This is a genomic window from Robbsia andropogonis, assembly GCF_034047095.1.
GTDB classification, from domain to species: domain Bacteria; phylum Pseudomonadota; class Gammaproteobacteria; order Burkholderiales; family Burkholderiaceae; genus Robbsia; species Robbsia andropogonis.
In genome coordinates this window covers 2,304,828-2,330,939 of sequence record NZ_CP139170.1, presented here as the reverse complement: position 1 = coordinate 2,330,939, position 26,112 = coordinate 2,304,828, and the positions used below count along the sequence as shown (strand labels likewise).

Sequence of the window (26,112 nt, the reverse complement as noted above, 5' to 3'; positions counted from 1 at the left end):
TGGTTTCTGCCGTTCGCGTCAGTCGGGCAGGTCGGCGGCGTGAATCAGGAATACCGCGTCGTCCCCGGCACTGGTAGGTAGCCATACCAGATCCAGACCACCGAATGCCGCTTCGGCATGGTGCCGTTCGTTGCCGATCTCGACGACCAACAGGCCGTCGTCGTTCAGATGCTCGCGCGCCTCTTCGATGATACGGCGCACAAGGTCCATGCCGTCCTCGCCGCCGTGCAGGGCCATTTGGGGTTCATGCCGGTATTCCGGCGGCAATGCGGCCATCGATTCGGCATTGACATAGGGCGGATTCGTCACGATGAGGTCGTACTTGCGCCCCGGTGGCAGCGCGGCGTACAGGTCCCCTTCATGGAGCGTGATGCGTGCGTCCAGCCCGTAGTCGGCGACGTTTTGCGCGGCCACCTGCAAGGCATCGGCACTCAGGTCCACCGCGTCGATCTCGGCGTCCGGAAACGCGTCGGCGGCGATGATCGAGAGGCAGCCCGAGCCGGTACACAACTCGAGGACGTGATGGACGTTGTCCGGCCGGCTGACCCATGGCGCCAGGTGCTCGACCAGCAATTCGCCGATGAGCGAGCGCGGTACGATCACACGTTCATCGATCGTGAAGCGATAGCCATGCATCCAGGCCTCGCCGGTCAGGTAGGCGGCCGGCACACGATCGGTCGCGCGGCGTTCGATCAGCGTTATCAGATGCGCGATCTCGTCATCGGTCAGGCGTGCATCCAGGAACGGTTCGAGGGTGTCCAGCGGGAGGCTGAGCGAATGGAGCAGCAGATAGGCGGCTTCGTCGTATGCGTTCGCGTTGCCATGACCGAAGGCGACATGGGCCTGGCCAAAACGGGTAACCGCGAAACGCAGCACGTCGCGCAACGTCGAGAAAGGATAAGGCGTGGCCATGATGGATCCCTTTTGAGAGCGGAGGTACGGCGCCAGAGCGGCGCCGCACCGTTCAGGTGCGCGGCCGTGCCGTCGCGCGGCTAGGCGATCAACGTCTCCAGCACGCGCCGGTAGATGTTTTTCAACGGATCGATCGCCGACAATGCTATATGTTCGTCTATTTTGTGAATACTGGCGTTGACCGGGCCAAATTCGACTACTTGCTTACATAACGTCGCGATGAATCGCCCGTCCGACGTACCACCGGTGGTCGACAACGCGGTAGTGATGCCGGTCTCGTCGAGGATGGCCCGGCGCAATGCTTCGGACAAGCTGCCTTTCGGCGTCAGGAACGGCATGCCGCTCAGGTTCCAGTCGAGCACGTAGTCCGTATCGGCCAGGCCGGATTCGGCGAGGATAGCCGCGACGCGCGCTTTCAGCGTCTCCGGCGTGTTCTCGGTCGAGAAGCGGAAATTGAAATCGATGACGGCGTCGCCGGGGATCACATTGGATGCTCCGGTCCCGGCGTGAATGTTCGATACCTGCCAACTGGTGGGCGGAAAATAGTCGTTGCCGTGGTCCCAGGTGGTGGCCGCCAACATGGCCAGCGCCGGGGCGACCATATGCACCGGGTTGCGCGCCAGATGCGGATAGGCGATATGCCCCTGTATGCCCTTGACCGTCAGACGACCACCCAGGCTGCCGCGTCGGCCATTCTTGATCGTGTCGCCCAGTGAATCGACCGATGTCGGTTCGCCAACGACGCAATAGTCAAGCCGCTCCCCGCGCGCGCGCAATGCCTCGACGACCTTGACGGTGCCATCCTTCGACGGTCCTTCCTCGTCGCTGGTGATCAGCAAGGCGATGCTGCCCGTATGCGCCGGCTGGCTCGCGACGAATTCCTCGATTGCGACGATAAAGCCCGCGATCGACGTTTTCATGTCGGCGGCGCCGCGGCCGTACAGGTTGCCGTCACGATGCGTTGGCGTGAACGGCGGCGAGGTCCAGGCCGTGAGGGGACCGGTGGGCACCACATCGGTGTGGCCCGCGAAAACGAGCAACTTGCCCTGCGTGCCGGCCGTGCCCCGGCGCACCGCCCAGAGGTTGATCACGTCACCGAACACGAGCGACTCGCATTCGAAGCCGATGGCCCGCAGACGCGCCGCGAGCACTGCCTGGCATTCCTCGTCGGCAGGGGTGATCGACTGGCGGCGAATCAGGTCTTCCGTCAGGACCAGCGTGGCGGACGGCAGGGAAGCGGACATCGTGAATTCCTTAAAAGGCGTCGGTGTACATCGGATCCGAGAACCCGACCGTCTTCACATGGCCGTCGTCCCCCACGACCACCGGGCGTTTGATCAGCGACGGATGTTCCGTCATCAGCGCCACGGCGCCGGCCGGTGTCTCGGCAATCGCGCGCTGTACATCGTCGAGCCCGCGCCATGTAGTGCCGCGCCGGTTCAGCAGCGTATCCAGTGGCACGTCCCCCAACCACGCCTGCAGCGTTTCCGGTGCAATGCCTTCCTTCTTGTAATCGTGGAAAACGTAAGACCGGCCGTGCGACGTAAGCCAATCGCGCGCCTTCTTGACGGTCGAGCAATTCGGGATGCCGTAGACACGCAGCGCCATCAGTCGCCTCGCAGCAGTTCGTTGATCGCCGTCTTGGCGCGGGTCTTCTCGTCGACCTTCTTGACGATGATCGCCGCGTACAACTGGCAGTTGCCTTCCTTCGACGGCAGGCTGCCGGGCACGACGACCGACCCTGCCGGGACGCGGCCATACAGGACTTCGCCGGTTTCACGATCGAAGATCTTCGTGCTTTGGCCGATATAGACGCCCATCGAGATCACGGCGTTCTTCTCGATGATCACCCCTTCGACAATCTCCGAGCGTGCGCCGATGAAGCAATTGTCCTCGATGATGACCGGGTTGGCTTGCAACGGTTCCAGCACGCCACCGATGCCGACGCCACCGGACAGGTGGACATGCTTGCCGATCTGCGCGCACGAGCCGACCGTCGCCCATGTGTCGACCATCGTGCCTTCATCGATGTAAGCGCCGATATTCGTGTATGACGGCATCAGGACCACGTTCTTCGCGATGTAGGCGCCGCGGCGCGCGATGGCGGGCGGCACGACGCGGAAACCACCCGCTTCGAAATCGGCTGGTGTGTAGTGCGCGAACTTGCTTGGCACCTTGTCGTAGAACTGGGTGTAACCTCCCGCGGGCATCGGCGCGTTATCGGCGAGGCGGAACGACAACAGCACGGCCTTCTTCAGCCATTGATTGACGACCCAGCCGCCCGGTGCCGAAGCATCCGGCTGCGCGACGCGCGCGCTGCCGTCGTCCAGACTGGCCAGCGCGCTAGCCACGGCGTCGCGAATGTCCGCGGGTGCGTGCTTGGGCGACAGCGAGGCGCGGTCTTCCCAGGCGGCATTGATGATGTTTTGCAGATCTTGGCTCATGGCGTGGTCTGTTGTGAAATAGGTTAGGGATGGCGGGCGGCGGGCCGTCGTCGGCACGCCGCCCGCGAATTCATCGGGTCGGTGCGGCGGGAGCGGTGCATGATGCGCAGAACGCCACGATGCGGCGTGCGCCCTCGATACATTCTTCGACGCCGGCAACCAGCGCGAGGCGCACATAGCCCGCGCCCGGATTGACGCCCTGCGATTCCCGCGCGAGAAAGCTCCCGGGCAGCACGGTCACATGTTGGCGCGCATACAGCTCGCGTGCGAATTCGATGTCGCTCAAACCCGTGCGGGCCACGTTTGCCCACAGATAGAACGACGCGTCCGGCAATGCCACGTCGAGGACCTCGGCCAGCATCGGCGTGACGATGTCGAATTTGCGACGATATGCGGCGCGGTTTTCCTCGACGTGCGACTCGTCGCTCCAGGCGGCAATGCTGACCTGCTGTACCGTCGGTGACAAGGCGCTGCCGTGATAGGTGCGATACAGCAGGTAGGCGCGCATCAACGTCGCGTCGCCGGCGACGAAACCGGACCGCAGCCCCGGTACGTTCGAGCGTTTGGACAAACTCGTGAACGCCAGGAGCCGATCGTCGCCTCGACCCAGCAGCCGGGCGGCCTCCAACGCGCCGAGCGGTGGGGTATCGCCGAAATAGATCTCGGAATAGCACTCGTCGGAGGCGATGACGAAGCCATGCTTGTCCGACAGCGCGAAGAGCGCTTTCCAGCCTTCCAGGTCCAGCGTCGCACCGGTGGGGTTGCCCGGCGAGCAGACATAGACAAGCTGCGTCTTGGCCCAGACGGTGTCTGGAATGCTGTCGTAATCCGGCGCGAAATTGCGTGCCGGCACCGCGTTCACGTAGTACGGTGTCGCGCCGGCGAGGAGGGCCGCGCCTTCGTAGATCTGGTAGAAGGGGTTCGGGCAGACCACGATGGCGTCGCCGGCGGACGGATCGATCACCGTCTGCGCGATCGAGAAAAGCGCTTCGCGCGTACCCGCGACTGGCAGGATCTGCGTTGCCGCGTCCACCGGCTTGGCCGCGATCGCCGGATAGCGCTTCTTCAGCCAATCGGCCGCGGCCTGCCGCAACGCGTCGCTGCCGGCGGTGGCCGGATAGACTGCCAGGCCGCCCAGGGCGTTCTGGTAACCCTCCAGGATGAAAGGGGGCGTCGGATGTTTCGGCTCGCCGATGCCGAAGCTGATCGGTTTCAGCGTCGCGGGTGGCACAACGTCGCGAAACAGCAGGCGCAACTTTTCAAAAGGATAGGGCTGAAGCTTCTGGAGGAGCGGATTCACGGCAATCGGGTCGGATAGCGGACAGGCGAGGGAGATAGATGCCATTGTCAGGCAGAGGGCATCGATTATACCTCGCGCGGTCCGGCGCGCCGCGCCATGTGTGGCAATGTTCCGCCTGCTTGTCCACGCCGTACACGCGTGAGCGACATGCCGCCGGCTCCATTTTCGTCGAATGTCATGAAATCGTCGCGTTGTTCTGCGCCGTATGCACGTTCGGGGTGTGTCGGGTGCGGAACGGGGCCGGTCGCGATGGTATCATCCGTTGCATTCTTGTCGGCCTTGGCGCCGGCGATCCGTTTACGACTTTTTTGGCAAACCCGTTACGATCCCGTGCGTCTTACCTCGATCAAACTAGCCGGCTTCAAATCCTTCGTCGATCCGACGCACTTTCAGGTGCCCGGGCAACTCGTGGGTGTCGTGGGGCCGAACGGCTGCGGCAAATCGAACATCATCGACGCCGTCCGGTGGGTGCTGGGCGAATCGCGCGCTTCCGAATTGCGTGGCGAGTCGATGCAGGACGTCATCTTCAACGGTTCGACCAACCGCAAACCCGGGAGTCGGGCCAGCGTCGAACTGGTCTTCGACAACAGTGGTCACCGTGCCGGCGGGCAGTGGGGACAGTATGCCGAGATCTCCGTCAAGCGTGTACTGACGCGCGACGGCACATCGAGCTACTACATCAACAACCTGCCGGCGCGCCGGCGCGATATCCAGGACATTTTTCTCGGTACCGGCCTTGGACCGCGTGCGTACGCGATCATCGGCCAGGGCATGATCGCGCGCCTCATCGAGGCCAAGCCCGAGGAGCTGCGCGTGTTCCTGGAAGAAGCAGCCGGTGTATCGAAATACAAGGAACGCCGTCGCGAGACCGAAAACCGCCTGCAGGACACCAGAGAGAACCTGACGCGGGTCGAGGACATCGTCCGCGAACTGGATGCGAACCTGGAAAAGCTGGAGGCCCAGGCGGCTGTTGCCGCGAATTTCCGCGACTTACAGCAGGAAGGCGAAGAAAAGCAACAATTGCTGTGGTTGCTGCGGCAGACCGAGGCCGAGGCCGAGCGTCTGCGGCATCAACGGCAAATGGAAGCGGCGCAGAACGAAGTGGAAGCGCAGACGGCGAAGCTGCGCGAAGTCGAGCGCGATCTGGAAACGCTGCGGGTGGCGCACTATTCGGCCAGTGACGCCGTGCAAGCCGCGCAGGGGCGGTTGTATGAGGCGAATGCCGACGTCTCGAAGATCGAGGCCGAGATCCGCTTCATCATCGACGCCCGGAATCGGGTCAGTGCGCAAGTCAATACGCTCGAGTCACAACGCCAGCAGTGGCAGACGCAGGCACAGAACGCCCGTGCCGATGCCGATGCGGCGGATGCCGCGCTGGCGGACGCGGGCGCGCGCAACGAGGAAGCATCGGCCGCCGCGGTTACCGCGGCCGATGCCTTGCCGGACCTCGAGCAGCGCTGGCGCGACGCACAGACCCATTTGACCCAGGCGCGTGCAACGATCGCCGCATCCGAACAAGCGCTGAAGCTGGAAGCAGCGCAGCGGCGCAATGCCGAACAGCAATTGCAACAGCTCGACATGCGCCGGGAACGGTTGCGTAACGAGGCGAATGGTCTCGATGTCCCGGATGACGCGGCCCTGGAGGCGGCGCGGGTAGCGCTTGCCGAGCAGGAAGCCATCCGCGACGAGGCATTGGCGGCGCTGGCGGAGGCGCGTCAGACGGTGCCGGCGCTCGATGCGGCCCGGCGCGAGGCCGACCAACGCTTGCGCGACGAGACAACGAAGATCGGGCAACTTGATGCGCGTCTGGGTGCGTTGAAGGCATTGCAGCAAAGCGTGCAGACCGAGGGGCAGGTACAACCCTGGCTGCAAAAGCACGAGTTGCAGGACCTGCCGCGTCTATGGAAGCGGCTGAACGTCGAGCGTGGCTGGGAAACGGCCGTCGAGTCGGTGCTTCGGGAACGATTGGCGGCGCTCGAGATCTCGAATCTCGACTGGGTCAAGGCGTTTGCCTCGGATGCGCCACCCGCCAAGCTGGCGTTCTACTCGCCACCGACGGCAGGGCGCGCCGCCCCCGTCGCCGAAGGGTTGCGACCCTTGGCGTCGCTCATTCGCATCGACGAGCCGGGCCTGCGCGCGGTACTGACGGACTGGCTGGCGCATGCTTATGCGGCCGATGACCTCGCGGCCGCGCTTGCCAGTCGCGATACGCTGCCGGACGGCGCCTGTCTGGTGGTGCCCGCCGGCCATCAAGTCAGCCGCGTGGGTATCGCACTGTATGCCGCCGATTCGGAAAATGCCGGCATGTTGGCGCGGGCGCAGGAAATCGAAAACCTGACACGCGAGGTTCGCGCGCAGGCGTTGCTGGCCGATGGTGCGAAATTGCACGCGGGTCGCGCCGAGGCGGCGCACACCGAGGCAGTGACGCGCGAGGCTGCGCTGCGCCAGCAAGCCGATGCCGCGACGCGCGACGCGCATGCGCTGCAACTGACGGCATTGAAGTTGAACCAGGCGCACGAGCGTTTCACGTCGCGGCATACGCAGATCAGCGAGGAGCTGGACGAGATTGCCGCCCAGGTAGACGAGCAACGCGCGATTTGCGAGACGGCCGAGGCCGCGTTCGAGCAGCACGACCAGGCGTTGGCCGAGAGCCAGGCGGCGTTCGAGGACCAGCAGGTCGCCTTCGAGCGACTGCAACGCGAACTCGACGATGCGCGGCGCGCGTTACGCGAGTTGGAGCGTGCTGCACAGGACGCCGGTTTCGAGGAGCGCAATCTGCGCGCGCGTATCGAGGAATTGCGCCGCTCCATCGATGTCTGCGGCGAGCAATTGGAACGTATCGATGCCGAACTGGAAGAGGCCCGCATCGAGCTGGCCGGGATAGAGGACAAGACGCAGGATACGGGCTTGCAGGAAGCGCTGGAAGTGCGTACGGCGCGGGAGCAGGCACTGGCCTCGGCACGTACCGAGCTGGATGACCTGACTGGACGTCTGCGAGGCGCCGACGAACAACGCCTGACCACCGAGCGCTCGCTGCAACCGCTACGTGAACGCATCACGGAATGCCAGTTGAAGGAACAGGCGGCGCGGTTGAGCGCCGAGCAGTTCGGCGAGCAATTGCAGGCTGTGCAAATCGATCTCGATGCGTTGCGGGCGCGGTTGACGCCTGATCTGAAAGCCTCTTGGCTACAGGGCGAGGTCACACGGATCAACAATGCGATTCAGGCGTTGGGGGCCGTGAACATGGCGGCGTTGGAGGAGCTGCGTGCCGCCCGCGAACGCAAGACCTTCCTTGACTCCCAGTCTGCCGACCTGACCTCGGCGATCGAGACATTGGAGGATGCGATCCGCAAGATCGATCAGGAAACGCGTCAGTTGCTGCAATCCACGTTCGACGAGGTCAATCGGCATTTCAGCGAGATGTTCCCACGCCTGTTCGGCGGAGGCCAGGCGAAGCTGCAGATGACAGGCGACGAGATCCTCGACTCCGGCGTTCAGGTCATGGCGCAGCCGCCGGGCAAGAAGAATTCGACGATTCACCTGTTGTCCGGGGGGGAAAAAGCGCTGACGGCCACTGCGTTGGTGTTCGCCATGTTCCAACTGAATCCGGCACCGTTCTGCCTGTTGGACGAAGTGGATGCGCCGCTCGACGATGCGAACACCGAGCGCTATGCAAACCTGGTGCGTGCCATGTCGGACAAGACGCAGTTCCTCTTTATCTCCCACAATAAGATTGCGATGGAGATGGCGCAGCAACTGATCGGCGTGACAATGCAGGAACAGGGCGTATCGCGGATCGTGGCCGTCGATATGGAATCGGCGGCAGGTTTCGTCGAGAATAGATAGTAAGACCAGAACACCAGAAACGTGGCCGGCGCGGCCGGCCATTGGGCATGGGATGGAGCATGCATGAACGAGTTGCAACTCGGATTGATTGTCGCGGGCGTCATCATCGTCGTCGCGGTTGTCGTTTATAACGGCGTACAAGGAAAACGGGTCCGCCGGCGTCTCCCGCGTACCATGGACGACGCGCCCGGCGAGGGCGTCGCCGCGGGCATGCCGGAGAACGAGGAGGCGCCATTCATCGCGCCGGACCGGGTGAGTCGTCGCGAGCCGCGGCCGGGTGCACCGGGCACGTCGGATGCCGCCGGTGGCGCGCCTGTGTGGTCGGACGCACGCGGCACAAAACCCGCCGCCGCGCCTGGCGCCGTTACCACGGTTACCAGGTCCGCGGTTGATGGCGATGCAGCCAGGCAGGAAGCCCGCGAGGTTGCGGCGCGCGAACGTCGCGAGCCAACCTTCGGCACATTGACGCAAACGCAATCCGAGGCGTCAAAAGCCGACGACTTCATACCGGTGGTCGAAGGGGTTTCCGCGGCGGCGATGGGTGACGGTGCGAGCGTGGAAAGCGATGCCGTGCTGGCCAGTGTCGATGGCGCAGAGGGTGCGTCTGCAGGGGCGGTGCACGGTGGTGACTCCGCCGCGCATGCCGATGATGCGCAGTCGGGCCAGCCGCTCGTCCAGGGCCGTGACCTCGGGGCGAGAGCGACCATATCGAACCTTCCGCCCGTCGTGGTCGATTCACGACTGGACTGCATCGTGCCGTTGACACTCGGCGAAGCGGTGACCGGCGACCGGGTGATTCCGTTCGCGGTTCGATTGCGACGCGCCGGCAGCAAGCCGGTGTTCGTCGAGGGATGTGACACCCAGGGCCAGTGGGGAGCGCTGCGTCCGGGTGCCCGCTACGAGAGTCTGCGGGTCGCCGTGCAGCTTGCAAACCGTTCGGGTGCGTTGAATGAACTGGAGTTCAGCGAGTTTGTCGGTAGCGTCCACCAGCTGGCGGATGCGCTCGACGCGTCGGCGGATTTCCCGGACATGGGCGCCGTTGTGCAGATGGCGCGTGAACTGGACGGTTTTGCCGCGCAATGCGATGCACAGTTGTCGGTGAACGTCCTGACCGATGGCGCCCCCTGGTCGGGCAGCTATGTGCAGGCGGTGGCGTCGCAGGATGGCATGCTGCTTTCTCGCGATGGCACGCGTTTCGTCAAGCTCGATGCGCAGCAGAACCCGGTGTTCACGATGACGTTCGAGAACATGAATTTCCTGCGCGACGACTTGACTTACAAGGGTGGCCAGATGATCACGCTGCTGCTTGATGTGCCGGTGGCGGACGAAGACATCCTGCCATGGCGCCTGATGTGCGATTACGCCCGTTCACTGGCGCAACGCATCGGCGCCCGGGTGGTCGATGATCAGCGCCGCGTGTTGCCGGATGCCTCGATGCAGGCGATCGACGACCGCCTGATGACGTTGTACGCGCGGCTCGAACAGGCGGGGCTGCCCGCCGGATCGACCGCGGCCCGGCGTTTATTTTCTTCCTGACCGCGTAATCCGCACGATGGCATGCCGGGTGCGCGGACGCGTTCAGCCGCTTGCCATGCGTCATGGTGTATCTTGAAATCCGATGAGCCATCCTGCCTCCAAGGCGGCGCCCCGTGCCGCCCATCCCACGCCCGCTGAACGCGAAAATGCTGATCCGGTAGTCCGCGCGGCCGCATTACGGACCGAACTGGCGCGGCTGAATCATGCCTATTATGTCGAGGATGACCCCGAGGTCCCGGATACCGAATACGACCGGTTGTTTGCGGAATTGCAGGCGGTGGAACACGCGAATCCGGATCTGATCACGCCGGATTCTCCCACGCAGCGGGTAGGCGGCGAGGCATTGACGGCTTTTGCCAGTGTCACGCACGCGGTACCGATGTTGTCGCTGAATAACGCGTTCGACGATGAGGAAGTGGAAGCGTTCGACCGACGTTGCGCGGAAGGTCTGGCCAAGCTGGCCGCCGGTGCCACGGTCGATGCAGCGGTTACCCCGAAGGATCTGGAGGCGATCGCACCGGCCCAGGGGCGTGATGCTCTCGCTTACGCGTGTGAGTTGAAATTCGATGGCCTCGCCATATCTTTGCGCTATGAGCACGGCCGCTTTGTGCGCGGCGCGACGCGCGGCGATGGCGCCACCGGGGAGGACGTCACTGACAACATCCGCACCGTGCGAACCATTCCGTTGCAATTGAAGGCCGTCAAGGGCGTGCCGATGCCGGATGTGCTCGAAGTGCGTGGCGAGGTGCTGATGTACAAGCGCGATTTCGAGCGCTTGAACGAACGTCAGCGTGCGGCAGGTGAAAAGACCTTTGCCAATCCGCGCAATGCCGCCGCCGGCAGCCTGCGACAGCTCGATTCAAAGATCACCGCCAAGCGCCCGTTGTCGTTCTTCGCTTATGGCATCGGCGCGCTCGAAGGGGTGCCGATGCCTGCGACACATGATGCGTTGATGAACTGGTATGACGCGCTCGGACTGCCGGTCTGCAAGGAGCGTGCGGTGGTGCACGGTGCAGCCGGCATGCTCGCCTTTTTCCGCGGGATCGGTGCGCGCCGCGAGGCGTTGCCGTATGACATCGATGGTGTCGTCTATAAGGTGAACGAGACTGAGCAACGCGCGGCGCTGGGTTTTGTCTCTCGCGCGCCGCGATTCGCGCTGGCGCACAAGTTCCCTGCATTGGAGGCCATGACCCGGTTGCTGGATATCGATGTGCAGGTGGGGCGTACCGGCGCCATCACGCCCGTGGCGCGATTGGAGCCGGTGTCGGTCAGCGGTGTGACGGTAACGAACGCCACGTTACATAACGAGGACGAAATCACTCGTAAGGACATTCTGATCGGCGATACGGTAATCGTTCGGCGGGCGGGTGATGTGATTCCCGAGGTGGTCGGCGCGGTGCAGGCGCGGCGTCCCGCCGATGCTCGTGCGTTTGTCATGCCTACGGCGTGTCCGGTTTGCGGCTCGGCCATCGAACGGCTAGCGGACGAGGCCGTGGCGCGGTGTACCGGCGGTCTGTTCTGCCCGGCGCAGCGCAAGCAGGCGCTCTGGCATTTCGCGCAGCGTCGCGCGCTTGACATTGATGGACTAGGTGACAAGATCGTCGATCAATTGGTCGAGCAGAATCTGGTGCGTACGCCGGCAGACTTGTTCCGGCTTGGTTTCGCCACGCTTGCCGCGCTCGACCGATTTGGCGACAAGTCGGCCCAGAACTTGCTGGATTCGCTTGAGAAGGCGCGGCATACGACGTTGCCACGTTTCATCTTTGCGTTGGGCATTCGGCAGGTGGGGGAAAGCACGGCGAAAGCGTTGGCGCAGCATTTTGGCACGATGGACGCATTGATCGAAGCCGATCGGGAAGCGTTGCTTGCGGTTCGTGATATCGGCCCCGTCGTGGCAGAGGCGATTCTTACGTTTTTTGCGCAACCACACAATGTCGAGGTGATTGAGCAATTGCGTGCGTCCGGTGTAGAGTGGGCGGAAGGCGAAGGCTTGGCCCGGTCGCAGGCCGCAGTGCCGTTGTCCGGCAAGACCGTGGTGTTGACGGGTACGCTGCCAACGTTGAGCCGCGATGATGCAAAAGCGATGCTTGAGGCGGCTGGTGCGAAGGTGGCGGGCTCGGTGTCCTCGAAGACGTCGTTCGTCGTGGCGGGCGCCGATGCGGGCAGCAAGCTCGTGAAGGCGGAAGCATTGGGGGTCGAGGTGATCGATGAAGCAACGATGTTGACGCGGCTTGCGCAAGACGGTGTGTAGCGCCGGTTCGATCGATGGGAAGACGCGCTGCGGGGCGGCGCTGAGGAGAGGCGGATGATTCGTGAAATTCTGAGAATGGGCGATCCCCGCTTGCTGCGGATTGCCAAGACGGTCGACGAATCCGAGTTCAACTCCCCGGAATTGCTGGCGTTGATCGCGGATATGTTCGACACGATGCTTGCGGCCAATGGCGCGGGACTGGCCGCGCCGCAGATTGGCGTGGACAAGCAAGTGGTGATCTTTGGTTTCTCACCGGATGCACAACGCTATCCCGACGCGCCACCGGTGCCCGAAACGGTTTTGATCAACCCGGTGATCGCGCCGAAGTCGCATGATATGGAAGAGGGGTGGGAAGGATGCTTGTCGGTGCCCGGCATGCGCGGGCTGGTGAAGCGTTTCTCGATGATCCGCTATGAGGGCTACGATCAGTTCGGCAATGCCATCGATCGGGTTGCCGACGGGTTCCACGCTCGCGTCGTCCAGCATGAGTGCGATCATCTGATCGGTAAACTGTATCCTATGCGGATGGACGATTTGTCAAAGCTCGGCTTTGTCGATGTGCTGTTCCCGGACGCCAGTTCCGCACCTGGCGACGATTGACACAATGCGCCGGAGCCGGTCAATCGGCACGTTGTCTGGTCGCAGCCTTTGCCATGTTCACCGGCGCGACCGCAAGACCCATATGCGATTGCGATGCCGGGACCTTCGGCGGCATGCGCGGGCGGTCAGAACGTTTCGCCTTCCGCGAGGTAACGCCATTGACCTGGTGGCAGGGCACCGAGCATGACGCCGCCGATCCGTACTCGCTTCAAACCCAGCACTTCCAGCCCAACTGCTTCGCACATGCGTCGGATCTGGCGTTTGCGCCCCTCGCGCAGCACGAAGCGCAACTGCTCGCCGTTTTGCCAATCCACCTGCGCTGGTTGCAGTTCGACGTCATCGAGCGACAGACCATGACGCAGCAGTGCCAGTTGGTCTTCAGGAAAATACGACGCCAGGTTTTCGGTATGGCGGCCATAGCGCACGCGGACCAGGTATTCCTTGTCGACCTCCGATTGTTCCCCGATGAGTTGCTTGGCGACGCGACCGTCCTGCGTGAAGACCAAGAGCCCGGTGGAGTCGATGTCGAGACGACCCGCCGGCGCCAATGCGCGTAGATGCAGCGCGGTGAAGCGCAGCATCGTGCCGTCCATGTCCCAATGATTTGAGGGCGTCACGAGTGCCACCGCCGGCGGATGGCCGTCTTCCGGCTGTCCGGAGACGTGCCCGACCGGCTTATGCAGCAGGATGGTCACCAGCTTTTGTTGCGCGGCCATCGCCTGCGGCGCGATATCGATTTTCTGGTCTGGTTTCACGCGCACGCCCAGCGTATCCGCGACCTGGCCATCCACTTTCACCCAGCCTTTTTCGATCCATTCATCCGCTTCGCGTCGCGAGCACATGCCGAGTTCCGACATGCGTTTGGACAAGCGCACGCCTTCATCCGTTGCGGCCGCTTCGTCGAGGTACTCCCGGACGCTCTTCGTGCGCGGTGCGCCGATGTCGCCGCTCGACGAGCGCGCCGCGTTCGCGCGCGGCAGTGCGCCATCATCGCGGCGGTCCGTGCGGGAGGGACGGGCACGGGTGGGCACGGCCGGCGGCAACGGCGCGCGGCCGTGCCGATTCGGCTCCGATGTACGCGCTGGCCCGGTGTAGCGTGAATCCGTGCGGTTTCGGGCGTCACCAGCGCGACCTTCCGCGGCAGCATGGTTGCCGGGGCGGCCGCCAGGGCGGCCAGTGGCGGTACCACGGCTGTCTTTACGCGCATTATCACGGGTGTCGCCGCGCGGGGCACCGCGCGAGTCGACGCGGGGCTCGCCTCGTGGGGCGTTGCGCTGATCCGGTCGCGCCTCCTCGCGGGCGCCCGCCGGGCTACCACGGCGATCCCCCCCGCGCCCCTGTGCAAAACCGGCAGGGCGCGCGTCGGTACGGCCCGTGCCGACGGGACGACGATCCCCCGCCGTGCCGCGATCCTCCCGGCGACCTTGACCACGTGGGTGATCCTGGCTTTCCTGTCTGTCTGGGCTCGAACGTGAACCTTCACTCCTGCCGCCACGCTGACCTTGGCCTTCGCCCCGTCCGGCGATCCCACTGCCGGACCGCGGACCGCCTGGCGTGCCGGGGCGGCCGCCTGAAGCGCCAGCCGGTCGCGCCGCCGAATATTTGCCGTCTCCCTGACGCGCGTGCGGTGCGGCAGCGCTGCGTTGCCCGCGCTGCGCGCCGGCGACGCGTTCATTCCGTAGCCCGGTGCCATCACTATCGAAACGGGGCGTGCGCGGTGATCGCGGTGCTGCCGTCGCGTCGCCGCGTGGGCCGGTTGCGGCGCCAGTGCGGAAACGCCCGTTCTTTGATGTGCCTGCCGCCGCACGTGGACCGGCGGGTCGCGGCGCCGTGCGCGGCCCACTCCCGCGTGTCCCGCCATCGACGGATTTGCGATCAGTGGTACCTCGGCCTGGCGGCGCTTTGCGCTTGTCGCCGGTGCTGTCGTCGCGGACAGGTTTTACCCGCCGCGCCAACGGTGACGCGGCGCGAACGGGAGCCCGCGCGGAACTGCGCTTGGCCGCCGGCTGCGCGGAGGTGGATGAATCCTCGCCGGAAGCGGGGCGAGAGACGGAGAGTTTGGTTCGCATAATGTTTCCTGGGGGCCGCGCCGCCGTGGAGGCGTTGGCTGGCTGACCCGCATGTTCGGCCGCGGTGTCGCCGCGGTCAAGACAAAAGGTGAGATCTGCGTCCGGAAGTATGCCGGCGCCGCGTGAGGTGCACCGTGGCGTGTCAGGGCACGACGGTGAAACGGACGGCGATATCGATCCCGGCGACGACGCGTTGTACCGGCTCGGCCGGCGGCCCGGACCTTTTCGAGCGTCCGGTCAGGGGGAATCGATAAAGCAGGGTCAGATCGCCAGCGTATCGAGCAGTTCCGTTTCGAGTTTCAGTTGCAGTCGGCTATCCACAAGCCGGTCGCTTTGGATCAGGAACACGTCTTCGACGCGGTCGCCCAGGGTGTGGATGCGCGCGCTCCGCACTTCGATCCGATGTTCTGCCAATATGCGCGCGATGGTGTACAGCAGGCCCGCGCGGTCGTTCGCCGAGACGGACAGGATAAAAAACTGACCACGTTCATCGGGACGCAGGTCGATGCGCGGCGAAATCGGGAACACGCGCGATAGACGGGACAAGCGACCTTTTACCGGATCTGGCAGGCCGGCATGCGCCTCCAATTGCTGCGCCAATTGCTGTTCGACGAGGTTGGCGATGTGGCGGTGATTATCAAGATTCCCGGCTTCCCGATCCGGGTCCAGCACCAGAAAATCATCCAGTGCATAGCCGTGGTGCGTCGTATGGATGACCGCCTGTTGCACGGACAACCCCTGGCGGCTGAAATAGCCGCAGATGCTCGCGAACAGGTCCGGCCTGTCCTTCGAATACACCAACACCTGCAACCCTTCACCGATCGGGGAGGGGCGTGCGCGGACGATGACGCGTTCGGTCGTCAGGTGCGGCAATAACTTCTGTGTTTGCCAGGCGATCTCGTCCGGGTCGTGCCGCAGGAAGTAGCTGACGTCCAGTTGTTCCCATAGTGGCTTTTCGGCGTCCGGGGAGACCAATCGATGCCGCAACGCCGCGCGAGCCGCGTCCCGGCGCCGGATCAAGTCGGTATCGGCATCCGGCGCGGCGCCGCCGAGAACCTGGTAGGTCAGGCGGTACAGGTTTTCCAGCAATTTCCCTTTCCAGGCATTCCAGACCTTCGGGCTGGTGCCGCGAATGTCGGCGACGGTCAGCAGATACAGTGCCGTCAGCCGACGTTCACTCGCCACGGTGTCGGCAAAGCTCTTTATCACGTCGGGGTCGCTCGTATCCTGCTTCTGCGCCACCTGGCTCATTGTCAGGTGATGCTCGACGAGCCAGACTACGAGCGCGGTGTCGTTCTCCTCCACGCCGTGTTCCCGGCAGAATCGGCGTGCATCCACCATGCCGAGCGTCGAGTGGTCGCCGCCCCGGCCTTTCGCGATGTCATGGAACAGCGCGGCGATATACAACACCCAGGGTCGTTCGAAGTTCGCGAATAATTCGCTGCAAAAAGGATATTCATGCGCATGCTCGGCACTACCGAAACGCCGAATGTTCCGCAGCACGGTCAGAATATGCTGGTCGACCGTGTAGACGTGATACAGGTCGTGCTGCATTTGCCCGACGATGCGGCCGAAGTTGGTCAGATAACTGCCCAGGACGCTGGTCTGGTTCATCAGCCGCAGCGCATGGGTGATCCCCGACGGCTGCTTCAGGATCTCGAGGAACAGGCGGCGATTCTCCGGATTACGGCGCCAACTCAGCGTCATGCTGCGGCGTGAGTGATAGAGCGCCCGAAGCGTGCGCGCCGACAGGCCTTTAACACCTTGCACCTTCTCGTACAACAGGAAGGCTTCGAGGATGGCAGTCGGCTCGCGCTCGAAAAGATCGTCGGAAACGATTTCGATCATGCCTTGTTTTTCGACGAAATTCTGCGACAGCACGCGCGTGATGCCGCTTTGGTCCGGATTCAGGCGCGCATCGATGTTTTGCACGAGGATCGTGCTCAACTGCGTCACTGCCTTCGCGGCCCAGTAGTACCGTCGCATCAACGGCTCGCTGGCTCGTCGGCTGGCGCTGGCGCGATACCCGAATGCTTCGGCAAGCGCGGTCTGCAGATCGAAGACGAGCATGTCCTGGCGGCGATTGGCCAGGATATGCAAGCGCGCCCGCAGCGTTTTCAGAAAGAACTCGTTACGCCGCAGCTCGTGCGCCTCGTGCGCCGTGATCAGCCCGGAATGTTCGAGTTCCTGCCACGTTGAACCAAAGCCCGCTGCACGCGCCATCCAGATAATGACTTGAAGATCACGTAGCCCGCCGGGGCTTTCCTTGCAATTCGGCTCAAGGCTATACGGCGTGTCCTGATATTTCGCGTGGCGCTGCCGCATTTCGAGCAGCTTGCCCTGGAAAAAAGCGCGCGGGTCGAGACTGTCTTGAAAAGCCCTCGTGAAACGTTCGAACAACTGCGTATTGCCGACGATGCGACGTGCTTCGAGCAAGGCGGTCTGGATCGTGATGTCACCGTGTGCGGCCTCGATGCAATCCTCGATCGTTCGTACGCTACTGCCGACATCGAGCCCCGCATCCCATGCGGCGCCGATGAAACGTTCGAGCCGTCCGGCAAGCAATTCATCGGGTTCGGCCGGAAGCAAAACAACGATGTCGATGTCGGAATGCGGCGCGAGTTCGCCTCGTCCATATCCCCCGACGGCAACCAGCGTCAGCATGCCGGGCAACTTGCAGTCATGCCAGATGTCGGTCAACACCCTGTCGGCATTGCGCGCCAGATTGCGCATCAGCAAGTCGATCTTGCCGTTGCCACGGTATTTGTCGATTTGGGCGGTTTTCTCGCCACGATAGTATTGCCGCAGTTCGGCACTGTTCATCGGAGTGCCGTTCGGATGTGGAAGACCCGATTGGGAAGGCGATGGGGAGGCGGACGCTGTCATGGTGTTCCGTTGGCCGGACGGCCGAAGCGCAAAAATTTCAGACGGCCGGGAAAGGCTCCGTCCGTCGATCGATGACGCCAAGTCTCGATCATCGCTTAAACAATATTAGACAATATTCAAAAGGTGCCGGTTTTTAGACCGTCCCGGCATATGACGTCGCGTACGCGCCGCCTTGCTTCACGCGCGCGCCCGAGCCGAGTGCAACGCTGTCGGCATGCAGTTTGTCAGGCAAGCATCCCGCCAGACGCCGATGGTCCAGGCGAGCCCATGCGTCAGACTTCCGCCAGCACTGGCCGTGGCTGTGTCAATGCCGAGACGGTCAGGACGTCGAAGCCATCCGGCGTCACCAGCACGGTATGCTCCCATTGGGCGGACAGGCTGCGGTCACGCGTCTTGACGGTCCAATGGTCAGGCATCGTGCGGATATCGCGCTTGCCGGCGTTGATCATCGGCTCGATCGTGAAAATCATCCCGGCTTCCAGCGTCATTCCGGTGCCCGGACGGCCGTAATGAACGACCTGCGGTTCCTCGTGGAATACCGTGCCAATGCCATGACCGCAATATTCGCGCACCACGCTGAAGCCCGCGCCCTCGGCATGCCGCTGGATCGCATGACCGATATCGCCCAACGTCGCACCAGGACGCACCTGCTCGATGCCCAGCCACATGCATTCGAATGTCGTTTGCACGAGTCGCTTGCACAGGATCGATCCTTCTCCCACGATAAACATCCGGCTCGTGTCGCCGAAGTAGCCTGCCTTGATGACGGTGATGTCGATATTCAGCGCATCGCCGTTCTTCAAGACCTTGGTGCCTGGAATGCCATGGCAGATGACATCATTCACCGAAATGCAGGTGGCGGCCGGATAAGGCGGGTAGCCGGGAGGCTGGTAATTCAGCGGGGCCGGCACCGTGCCTTGTTCCTTTACCATGTATTCATGGCAGAGCCGGTCCAGTTCGCCAGTGGTCACCCCTGCCTTGACGAAGGGCGTGATGTAGTCCAGCACCTCGCTCGCCAGTCGGCAAGCGACGCGCATCTGGGCGATGTCGTGTTCGGATTTCAGCGTAACGGCCATGATTCCAATCGGTAAGCGCAATCAAGGCCGCATTATCTCACAGACGATTGATCCGCTGGACGATGGACGGCCAAACCTCGCTGTTGAGTCCATGGCCGTACTGGTGCTATAATCGCGGGCTGGATTTCTTGCGCCCGGCTTGTGTGGCAGGTAACGGCCCTGTTTTCGGGGCGGAAGTTCAAATCGCGAATCGGTGCACCCAGGGTGTCGCTGTCCCGGCAATTATTTTGTGCGTGCCGGACAGTGATGTCGCAGCCGGTTTTAGTCCGAACCCTCATGGAGTAGAAAAATCATGGCAGTCTCGATGCGAGAAATGCTGGAAGCCGGTGTCCACTTCGGTCACCAAACGCGCTTCTGGAACCCGAAGATGTCCCAATACATCTACGGTTCGCGTAACAAGGTGCACATCATCAACCTGGACAAGACCTTGCCGCTGTTCAACGACGCGCTGAAGTACGTGCGCACGTTGTCGGCAAATCGCGGCACGGTGCTGTTCGTGGGCACGAAGCGTCAATCGCGCGAAACGATCGCCGCCGAGGCGACGCGTTCGGGTATGCCATATGTGAACAGCCGTTGGCTGGGCGGCATGATGACGAACTTCAAGACGTTGAAGGCGTCGATCAAGAAGCTGAAGGAAATGGAAGCACAGGTCGAAGCGGGTGACCTGGAAAAGATGACGAAGAAGGAAGGCCTGCTGTTCGAGCGCGAAATGGCGAAGCTGGAGCGCTCCATTGGTGGCGTGAAGAACATGCCGGGGATTCCGGACGCGATCTTCGTGGTCGACGTTGGTTACCACAAGATTGCCGTCGCCGAAGCAAAGGCGCTGGGCGTGCCGGTCATCGCCGTGGTTGACACGAACCACTCGCCGGAAGGCCTGGATTATGTGATTCCGGGTAATGACGACTCGAGCAAGGCGGTTGCGCTGTACGCGCAAGCGGTGGCTGACGCCGTGTTGGAAGGTCGTGCGACGGCGGTGAAGGAAACGGTTGAAGCGGTTCGTGGCGAGCAAGGCGACGAATTCGTCGAAGTGGCTAACGAGGCGTAAGGCTTCAGGCCGGGCTGGGTCGGCGTTGTGTGCATGTCATGCCGCCCGGCCCGCCGAGTCTCGCGTCGGCATCCCATGGCGCGGTTTCTTACCGGGTTACCGGCTGCGGATGACGGCCGGCACGGGTTCGTGACACGACAGGGTCGCGATGGCGGCGGGATTGACGGCGAAAAAGGGGCTCTCCATAAGCCCCTTTTTTTTGAACTACAGATTGGCGTTTTTCCATGTCGATGTTTTGACATGCTGATGTGCCACCCTTTTGTTTTCCCTTGCGGGGCGTGCGTTGGGTGGCCCGAATGCATCGGCATGCAGTGAACATCGATAAGACTGAATCCAGGAGCAAATAGACATGGCAGCGATTACTGCAAGCATGGTGGGCGAACTGCGCGCGAAGACTGATGCGCCGATGATGGAATGCAAGAAGGCACTGACTGAGGCGGATGGCGATATCGTGCGCGCGGAAGAGATCCTGCGCGTCAAGCTCGGTAACAAGGCCAGCAAGGCCGCATCGCGCGTGACGGCGGAAGGCATCATCGTCGCCCATGTGGGCAATGGCGTTGGCGTGCTGGTCGAGTTGAACTGCGAAACGGACTTCGTGGCGCAAAACGTTGACTTCCTGACGTTCGGCAAGGCGGTGGCGGAGCTGGTCGCGACGCAACATCCGGCTGACGTGGCGGCGTTGTCGGCATTGCCGCTGGAAAGCTCGACGGTCGACGCCGTGCGGCTGGCGCTGGTTGGCAAGATCGGTGAAAACCTGTCGATCCGTCGTTTCGAGCGTATCGAAAGCGCGAAGAAGCTGGCTTCCTATCTGCATGGCACCCGTATTGGTGTGTTGGTCGAGTTCGACGGCGGTGACGAACAAGTTGGCAAGGATGTGGCCATGCATATCGCGGCGATGAAGCCGGCGGCATTGCAAGCCAGCGATGTCTCGGCCGAGTTGGTCGAGAAGGAGCGCAAGATTGCCGCCGAGAAGGCTGCGGAATCGGGCAAGCCGGCCGAGATCGTGGAAAAGATGGTCGAGGGTTCGGTGCAGAAGTTCCTGAAGGAAGTGTCGCTGCTGAACCAGCCGTTTGTGAAGAACGACAAGCAATCGATTGAACAGATGCTGAAGGCCGCCAACGCGACGGTCAGCCAGTTCAAGCTGTATGTGGTTGGCGAAGGTATTGAAAAGCGCCAGGACGACTTCGCGGCGGAAGTGGCGGCCCAGGTTGCCGCGGCAAAGCAAGCGCAAAACTGATCGATCGGGCCGCTCTCATCCATGGTAACCACCGGACGGCGCCACGAACCGGCGCCGTCCGCCAGGCCATGGGATTTGTTCGCGGTCGAGTTGTGTCATGATGACGGAGGCAGTGCCTCCGTCATCGGTATTCAGGGGTCGCCAATGTGGGTGGCCGGTCATGATGGCGTTCTGACCGGCCCCCATCGGCGACCGGGCGTGCGGGAAACACGGTTGCCTGCATGCCGTTTCCTCTCTAAAGTTCTACCGTTGCCGTCGCCGGCGTTATCAGGAATCCCCTATGCCAACTTCCTATAAGCGCGTCTTGTTGAAACTTTCCGGCGAAGCACTGATGGGCGATGATGCGTTTGGCATCAATCGCGCGACCATCGAACGGATGGTGGGAGACGTTGCTGAGATTGTCCGTCTGGGCACCCAGGTAGCGGTCGTGATAGGTGGCGGCAACATCTTCCGCGGTGTCGCGGGAGGTGCTGCCGGAATGGACCGCGCTACCGCCGACTACATGGGTATGCTGGCAACGATGATGAATGCCTTGGCGCTGCAGGATGCCATGCGGCATGCTGGTATCGTGGCGCGTGTCCAATCGGCATTGCGCATGGATCAAGTCGTCGAGCCATATATCCGCCCTCGCGCCATTCGTCAGCTCGAGGAAGGAAAAGTAGTCATTTTTGCCGCCGGAACCGGGAATCCGTTTTTTACGACGGATACGGCCGCGGCGTTGCGTGGTGCGGAAATTGGCGCGGAAGTGGTCTTGAAGGCGACCAAGGTGGATGGCGTATACTCTGCTGACCCGAAAAAAGACCCGTCCGCGATACGGTATGCGAACATTACGTTCGATGAAGCGATCAGCAAGAATTTGCAGGTGATGGATGCCACGGCGTTCGCGCTGTGCCGCGACCAGAAACTGCCGATTCGCGTGTTCTCGATTGTTAAGCCGGGTGCGTTGCGCCGGGTCATCCTCGGTGAGGAAGAGGGCACGCTCGTTCACGTTTGATAAAGGAGGCGCTCGGCAGCGAGCGTCGCCTGTGTGGTGACGGTTTCGAACCTGACAGACGTTTGTTCGTTCCGCGCATGCTGGGTGCGCCTTTCCGGGCGTGGCATCCCGCGCGGCGCCGAGGGGTCGATAGGATCGTCGCCGCACACTGCAATATAGGTTGGGAGAACAAGATGACAGTCGCTGAACTCAAGAAACAGCTCGATCAAAAGATGCAGCGCACGATCGAGTCGTTCAAGGCCGATCTGGCAAAAATCCGTACCGGTCGTGCGCATACGGGGTTGTTGGATCATATTCAGGTCGAGTACTACGGGTCGCCGGTCCCCATCGGGCAGGTGGCGAACGTGACGCTGGTCGATGCGCGTACCATTGGCGTGCAGCCGTGGGAAAAGAACATGGTCGGGAAGGTCGAGAAGGCGATTCGCGAGTCGGACCTGGGTCTGAATCCGTCGACGATGGGCGAACTCATCCGCGTGCCGATGCCGATGTTGACCGAGGAACGTCGTCGTGAGCTGGTCAAGGTGGTGAAGAGCGAGGCTGAGTCGGCGAAGATCGCGCTGCGCAACCTGCGCCGCGACGCGAACGAGCAGTCGAAGAAACTGGTCAAGGACAAGGAAATCTCTGAAGACGACGACCGTCGTGCGCAAGACGATGTTCAGAAGGCTACCGATAAATTCGTTGCGGAAGTCGATAAGCTCGTGACGGCGAAGGAAGCGGAAATCATGACCGTCTGATTGACGGAATGACCGCAACAACCCTGCGTAATCACCGTGGTGCGCGGCACCGTGGCGAGCGTTGCTCATACGGCATGACGTGGGAGCAGAGGGTATGTGATGCCGTCCACCGCGATGCGACGTGGCATGACGCGGTGCGGCACGCGGTTTACGCCGGCCGGCTGCAAGTTGGGCCGCTTTGCAACCTGTCTGGCCAAGGGCTGGTTGGCGCTGTCGCCAGGCTCCTGGTGTTGACCATTCACGATCCGAACCGGAAACGGCCTCGGCGCCTATGACTCATACCAGCTCAACCTTGAGTGTTCCTGATCCGTCCTCGATTCCGCGTCATATCGCGATCATTCTGGACGGAAATGGCCGTTGGGCGCAAAAACGCCATCTACCGCGTGTCGCGGGGCATACAAAAGGCGTGGAAGCCATTCACCGAACCGTCTCGCTGTGCCTCGATAGCGGGGTTCAGTATCTGACCCTGTTCGCCTTCAGTTCCGAGAATTGGCGCCGACCGGAAGACGAGGTGTCTTTCCTGATGCGCTTGTTCGTTGCCGTGCTTGAACGCGAGGTGGCCAAGATGCATGCTAATGGCATCCGCTTGCGCATCGTTGGCGACCTGTCGCGCTTCGACAAGCGCATTGTCGAGCTGGCCGCGCGCGCGGAGAGCAAAACAGCACGCAATACCCGTATGACGCTGACCATCGCGGCAAACTACGGTGGTCGCTGGGACATCCTGCAAGCGACGCGCAAAATTGCCGAGCAGGCGGTGGCGGACGGGCAGGTCGGCATCGTCGACGAGCAACGTCTCGAGCATTGTCTGGCCATGTCGTACGCGCCGGAGCCGGATCTTTTTATCCGAACCGGTGGGGAACAGCGGGTCAGTAATTTTCTGCTGTGGCAATTGGCTTACACCGAATTGTTTTTCACGCCTACGTTCTGGCCCGATTTCGACGAGAAGATTTTCAGCGAAGCCCTCGCGTCGTTCCGGAAACGGGAGCGACGTTTTGGGCGTACCAGCGCGCAGGTAACGCCTGGTGGCGCGGCGCTTGATGCGGCGAAGCAGGGCAGCGAGCAGGGAATGGGTTCGTTGCCATGTTGAAGACCCGTGTGATTACCGCCATCGTCCTGCTGTTGATTCTGGTGCCTGTTACCTTATGGGCGCCGATCTCCGGCTTCGGCACGATGATAGGCATCGTGCTGGTCTGTGCCGCGTGGGAGTGGGCTCGCCTGCTGAAATTGACGGGCATCAGGCCTTACGTCTACGCCGCGGTCGCGGCCCTGGCGTTGCTGGCCAGCATGCGTGGCGCGGCGACCGATGCCGGCGCACCGCTTGGTTTGTACAAGGCCTGTGCGGTGTTCTGGGTGTTACTCGTACCGTACGTGTTCATCCGTCGACCGATACTCGCCGCGGGAGCGTGGCGCACTTTCATGTTGCTCGCGGGCATCATCGTCTTCCTCGGTTGCTGGCACGCGCTGGTGTCGGCGCGCCGCGATTGGGGGGTGGCGTTGGTGTTGTCGATGATGATCGTGGTCTGGCTGGCCGATATCGGTGCTTATTTTGTCGGGCGGCGGTTTGGCAAGCGTAAGCTGGCGTTGACCATCAGCCCCGGAAAAAGCTGGGAAGGGGCGATTGGTGGCGCGGTTGTCGTATTGATTGTTGCCGGGCTTGCCATTGCAACCCATGTCTTTGCGCCAACGATTTTCACAGAATATGCGGCACGGTTCGGAATTGGCCGCGCTTTGGCCGCGGTGCTGCTGCTCGTGGTATTCAGTGTGATTGGCGACCTCTTCGAATCATTGATGAAGCGGCAGGCCGGCGTCAAGGATTCAAGCCAGCTGTTGCCGGGGCACGGTGGTGTGCTGGATCGCGTTGATGCGTTGTTGCCGGTGCTGCCGTTGGCGATGCTCCTGCTGGGCTCGGGCAATGTGGTGTAATGCCGGCGATCTGCGCGCCGGAAGGTTTTTTGAGTGTGATATGACACAACGGATTACGCTGCTCGGGTCGACCGGGTCTATCGGCAAAAGCACGCTGGATGTGGTAGCTCGCCACCCTGACCGGTATAGCGTGCATGCGCTGTCGGCGCAACGCAACTGGGAAGCGCTTGCGGCGCAATGCGCGGTTTTCCGTCCCGCGGTCGCGGTCATTGGCAGCGCCGATGCCGCCGGCCCGTTGCGCGACGCGTTACGGCGGCACGGACTCACTACCGAGGTAGCGCACGGCCCTGATGCATTATGCGATATCGCCTCCGCGGCGGAATGCGATACGGTCGTGGCCGCCATTGTCGGCGCGGCAGGGCTGCCGAGCGCCTTGGCGGCGGCACGGACCGGCAAGCGGATTCTGCTTGCCAATAAGGAAGCATTGGTCATGTCCGGCGCGTTGTTCATGGCCGCCGTGAAAGAGAGCGGCGCCACGTTGCTGCCCCTGGACAGCGAGCACAACGCGATTTTCCAATGCCTGCCATCCGCGCAGCAGGCCGGTACGGCGCCGATGCTGGACCCGCGGGGAGGCATCGAGAAGATCATCCTTACCGCGTCGGGCGGCCCGTTCCGCACGCGTGATCCGCTGACCCTCGCCAATGTGACGCCGGATCAGGCGTGCGCGCATCCGAACTGGGTCATGGGGCGCAAGATTTCGGTCGACTCGGCCACGATGATGAACAAGGGGCTGGAAGTGATAGAGGCCCACTGGCTGTTTGGCCTGCCGCCGTCACGGATCGATGTACTGATCCATCCGCAGAGTGTGATCCATTCAATGGTGTCCTATGCTGACGGGTCGGTGTTGGCGGAGTTAGGAAATCCCGACATGCGCACGCCGATCGCGCATGCGTTGGCCTATCCGGATCGCATTGGCTCCGGCGTTGCGCCGCTGGATCTCCCGGCCATCGGGCAATTGCAGTTCGAGAAACCTGATCTGGGCCGGTTCCCCTGTTTGCGTCTGGCGTTCGCCTCATTACGCCAGGGTGGTACCGCCAGCGCGGCGATGAATGCGGCAAACGAGATCGCCGTGGACGCATTTCTGGCCGGTCAGCTTCGCTTCACCGACATCGCGACGGTGGTGGAAGCCGTCATGAACGCGATGACGCATGGGGCCGCCACGCGGCTGGAAGATGTATTCGCGGCCGACGAGGCCGCGCGATCGGAGGCGCGCGCGCGCCTCGAAGGTCACCGCTGGCATCATTAAGAGGTGGTCTCTC

General features: G+C 62.6%; 19 protein-coding genes. 11 read left to right on the top strand and 8 right to left on the bottom strand.

Annotated elements, in window-relative coordinates; all coding sequences use genetic code 11:
* Nucleotides 1–18: 18 nt before the first annotated feature.
* The 5 genes from prmB to dapC all read right to left on the bottom strand — a co-directional run bounded on the left by prmB (nucleotide 19) and on the right by dapC (nucleotide 4,701).
* Nucleotides 19–912, bottom strand: coding sequence for a 50S ribosomal protein L3 N(5)-glutamine methyltransferase (prmB, locus tag SJQ66_RS23665; protein ID WP_024903107.1), 894 nt, complete (start codon nucleotides 910–912; stop codon nucleotides 19–21).
* A gap of 80 nt (nucleotides 913–992) precedes the next feature.
* On the bottom strand, nucleotides 993–2,156 hold the full coding sequence (gene dapE / locus SJQ66_RS23660; RefSeq protein ID WP_320534614.1) for a succinyl-diaminopimelate desuccinylase: 1,164 nt from the start codon (nucleotides 2,154–2,156) through the stop codon (nucleotides 993–995).
* Nucleotides 2,157–2,166: 10 nt separating this feature from the next.
* The gene (locus SJQ66_RS23655) at nucleotides 2,167–2,520 is read right to left on the bottom strand and encodes an arsenate reductase (RefSeq protein WP_036009283.1); all 354 of its coding nucleotides are present in this window, start codon (nucleotides 2,518–2,520) and stop codon (nucleotides 2,167–2,169) included.
* Nucleotides 2,520–3,356 carry a 2,3,4,5-tetrahydropyridine-2,6-dicarboxylate N-succinyltransferase gene (gene dapD / locus SJQ66_RS23650; protein WP_024903104.1) on the bottom strand — a complete coding sequence of 279 codons (837 nt, stop codon included), beginning with the start codon at nucleotides 3,354–3,356 and terminating at the stop codon, nucleotides 2,520–2,522. Before dapD ends, SJQ66_RS23655 begins: the two co-directional genes overlap by 1 nt.
* Nucleotides 3,357–3,426: 70 nt before the next feature.
* The gene (dapC, locus tag SJQ66_RS23645) at nucleotides 3,427–4,701 is read right to left on the bottom strand and encodes a succinyldiaminopimelate transaminase (RefSeq protein ID WP_176025970.1); all 1,275 of its coding nucleotides are present in this window, start codon (nucleotides 4,699–4,701) and stop codon (nucleotides 3,427–3,429) included.
* A gap of 285 nt (nucleotides 4,702–4,986) precedes the next feature.
* Here dapC and smc point away from each other — a divergent pair, with 285 nt between their 5' ends.
* The 4 genes from smc (at nucleotide 4,987) to def (ending at nucleotide 12,889) form a co-directional block, all read left to right on the top strand.
* Nucleotides 4,987–8,502 (top strand): chromosome segregation protein SMC, encoded by a 3,516-nt coding sequence (gene smc / locus SJQ66_RS23640; RefSeq protein WP_320535371.1) that lies wholly within the window; start codon nucleotides 4,987–4,989, stop codon nucleotides 8,500–8,502.
* Between the two features lie 63 nt (nucleotides 8,503–8,565).
* Complete coding sequence (locus SJQ66_RS23635) at nucleotides 8,566–10,038, top strand: cell division protein ZipA C-terminal FtsZ-binding domain-containing protein (RefSeq protein WP_024903101.1); 1,473 nt, start codon at nucleotides 8,566–8,568, stop codon at nucleotides 10,036–10,038.
* A gap of 82 nt (nucleotides 10,039–10,120) precedes the next feature.
* Entirely contained in the window at nucleotides 10,121–12,289 is a 2,169-nt protein-coding gene (ligA, locus tag SJQ66_RS23630; protein ID WP_024903100.1) for an NAD-dependent DNA ligase LigA, read from the top strand.
* 54 nt (nucleotides 12,290–12,343) lie between these two features.
* On the top strand, nucleotides 12,344–12,889 hold the full coding sequence (def, locus tag SJQ66_RS23625; protein ID WP_024903099.1) for a peptide deformylase: 546 nt from the start codon (nucleotides 12,344–12,346) through the stop codon (nucleotides 12,887–12,889).
* 125 nt (nucleotides 12,890–13,014) lie between these two features.
* On the opposite strand, the gene SJQ66_RS23620 is transcribed toward def, so the two are convergent.
* The 3 genes from SJQ66_RS23620 to map all read right to left on the bottom strand — a co-directional run bounded on the left by SJQ66_RS23620 (nucleotide 13,015) and on the right by map (nucleotide 18,920).
* Nucleotides 13,015–14,958: a pseudouridine synthase gene (locus SJQ66_RS23620; RefSeq protein WP_024903098.1), complete on the bottom strand. Its 1,944-nt coding sequence runs from the start codon at nucleotides 14,956–14,958 to the stop codon at nucleotides 13,015–13,017.
* Between the two features lie 261 nt (nucleotides 14,959–15,219).
* On the bottom strand, nucleotides 15,220–17,781 hold the full coding sequence (locus tag SJQ66_RS23615) for a [protein-PII] uridylyltransferase (protein WP_390174004.1): 2,562 nt from the start codon (nucleotides 17,779–17,781) through the stop codon (nucleotides 15,220–15,222).
* A 335-nt stretch (nucleotides 17,782–18,116) separates the two neighbouring features.
* Nucleotides 18,117–18,920 carry a type I methionyl aminopeptidase gene (gene map / locus SJQ66_RS23610; RefSeq protein ID WP_024903096.1) on the bottom strand — a complete coding sequence of 268 codons (804 nt, stop codon included), beginning with the start codon at nucleotides 18,918–18,920 and terminating at the stop codon, nucleotides 18,117–18,119.
* 292 nt (nucleotides 18,921–19,212) lie between these two features.
* On the opposite strand from map, the gene rpsB reads away from it, so the two are divergent.
* The 7 genes from rpsB to ispC all read left to right on the top strand — a co-directional run bounded on the left by rpsB (nucleotide 19,213) and on the right by ispC (nucleotide 26,099).
* Nucleotides 19,213–19,965, top strand: a complete 753-nt coding sequence (rpsB, locus tag SJQ66_RS23605; protein WP_036009279.1) for a 30S ribosomal protein S2 — start codon at nucleotides 19,213–19,215, stop codon at nucleotides 19,963–19,965.
* 349 nt (nucleotides 19,966–20,314) lie between these two features.
* On the top strand, nucleotides 20,315–21,202 hold the full coding sequence (tsf, locus tag SJQ66_RS23600) for a translation elongation factor Ts (RefSeq protein WP_024903094.1): 888 nt from the start codon (nucleotides 20,315–20,317) through the stop codon (nucleotides 21,200–21,202).
* Nucleotides 21,203–21,482: 280 nt separating this feature from the next.
* The gene (gene pyrH, locus SJQ66_RS23595; RefSeq protein ID WP_024903093.1) at nucleotides 21,483–22,196 is read left to right on the top strand and encodes a UMP kinase; all 714 of its coding nucleotides are present in this window, start codon (nucleotides 21,483–21,485) and stop codon (nucleotides 22,194–22,196) included.
* A gap of 173 nt (nucleotides 22,197–22,369) precedes the next feature.
* Nucleotides 22,370–22,930, top strand: coding sequence for a ribosome recycling factor (gene frr, locus SJQ66_RS23590; protein WP_024903092.1), 561 nt, complete (start codon nucleotides 22,370–22,372; stop codon nucleotides 22,928–22,930).
* 271 nt (nucleotides 22,931–23,201) lie between these two features.
* Nucleotides 23,202–24,017, top strand: a complete 816-nt coding sequence (gene uppS / locus SJQ66_RS23585; protein ID WP_320534613.1) for a polyprenyl diphosphate synthase — start codon at nucleotides 23,202–23,204, stop codon at nucleotides 24,015–24,017.
* On the top strand, nucleotides 24,011–24,853 hold the full coding sequence (locus SJQ66_RS23580; RefSeq protein ID WP_320534612.1) for a phosphatidate cytidylyltransferase: 843 nt from the start codon (nucleotides 24,011–24,013) through the stop codon (nucleotides 24,851–24,853). Before uppS ends, SJQ66_RS23580 begins: the two co-directional genes overlap by 7 nt.
* Nucleotides 24,854–24,893: 40 nt before the next feature.
* Nucleotides 24,894–26,099: a 1-deoxy-D-xylulose-5-phosphate reductoisomerase gene (gene ispC / locus SJQ66_RS23575; protein WP_320534611.1), complete on the top strand. Its 1,206-nt coding sequence runs from the start codon at nucleotides 24,894–24,896 to the stop codon at nucleotides 26,097–26,099.
* Nucleotides 26,100–26,112: the final 13 nt, after the last annotated feature.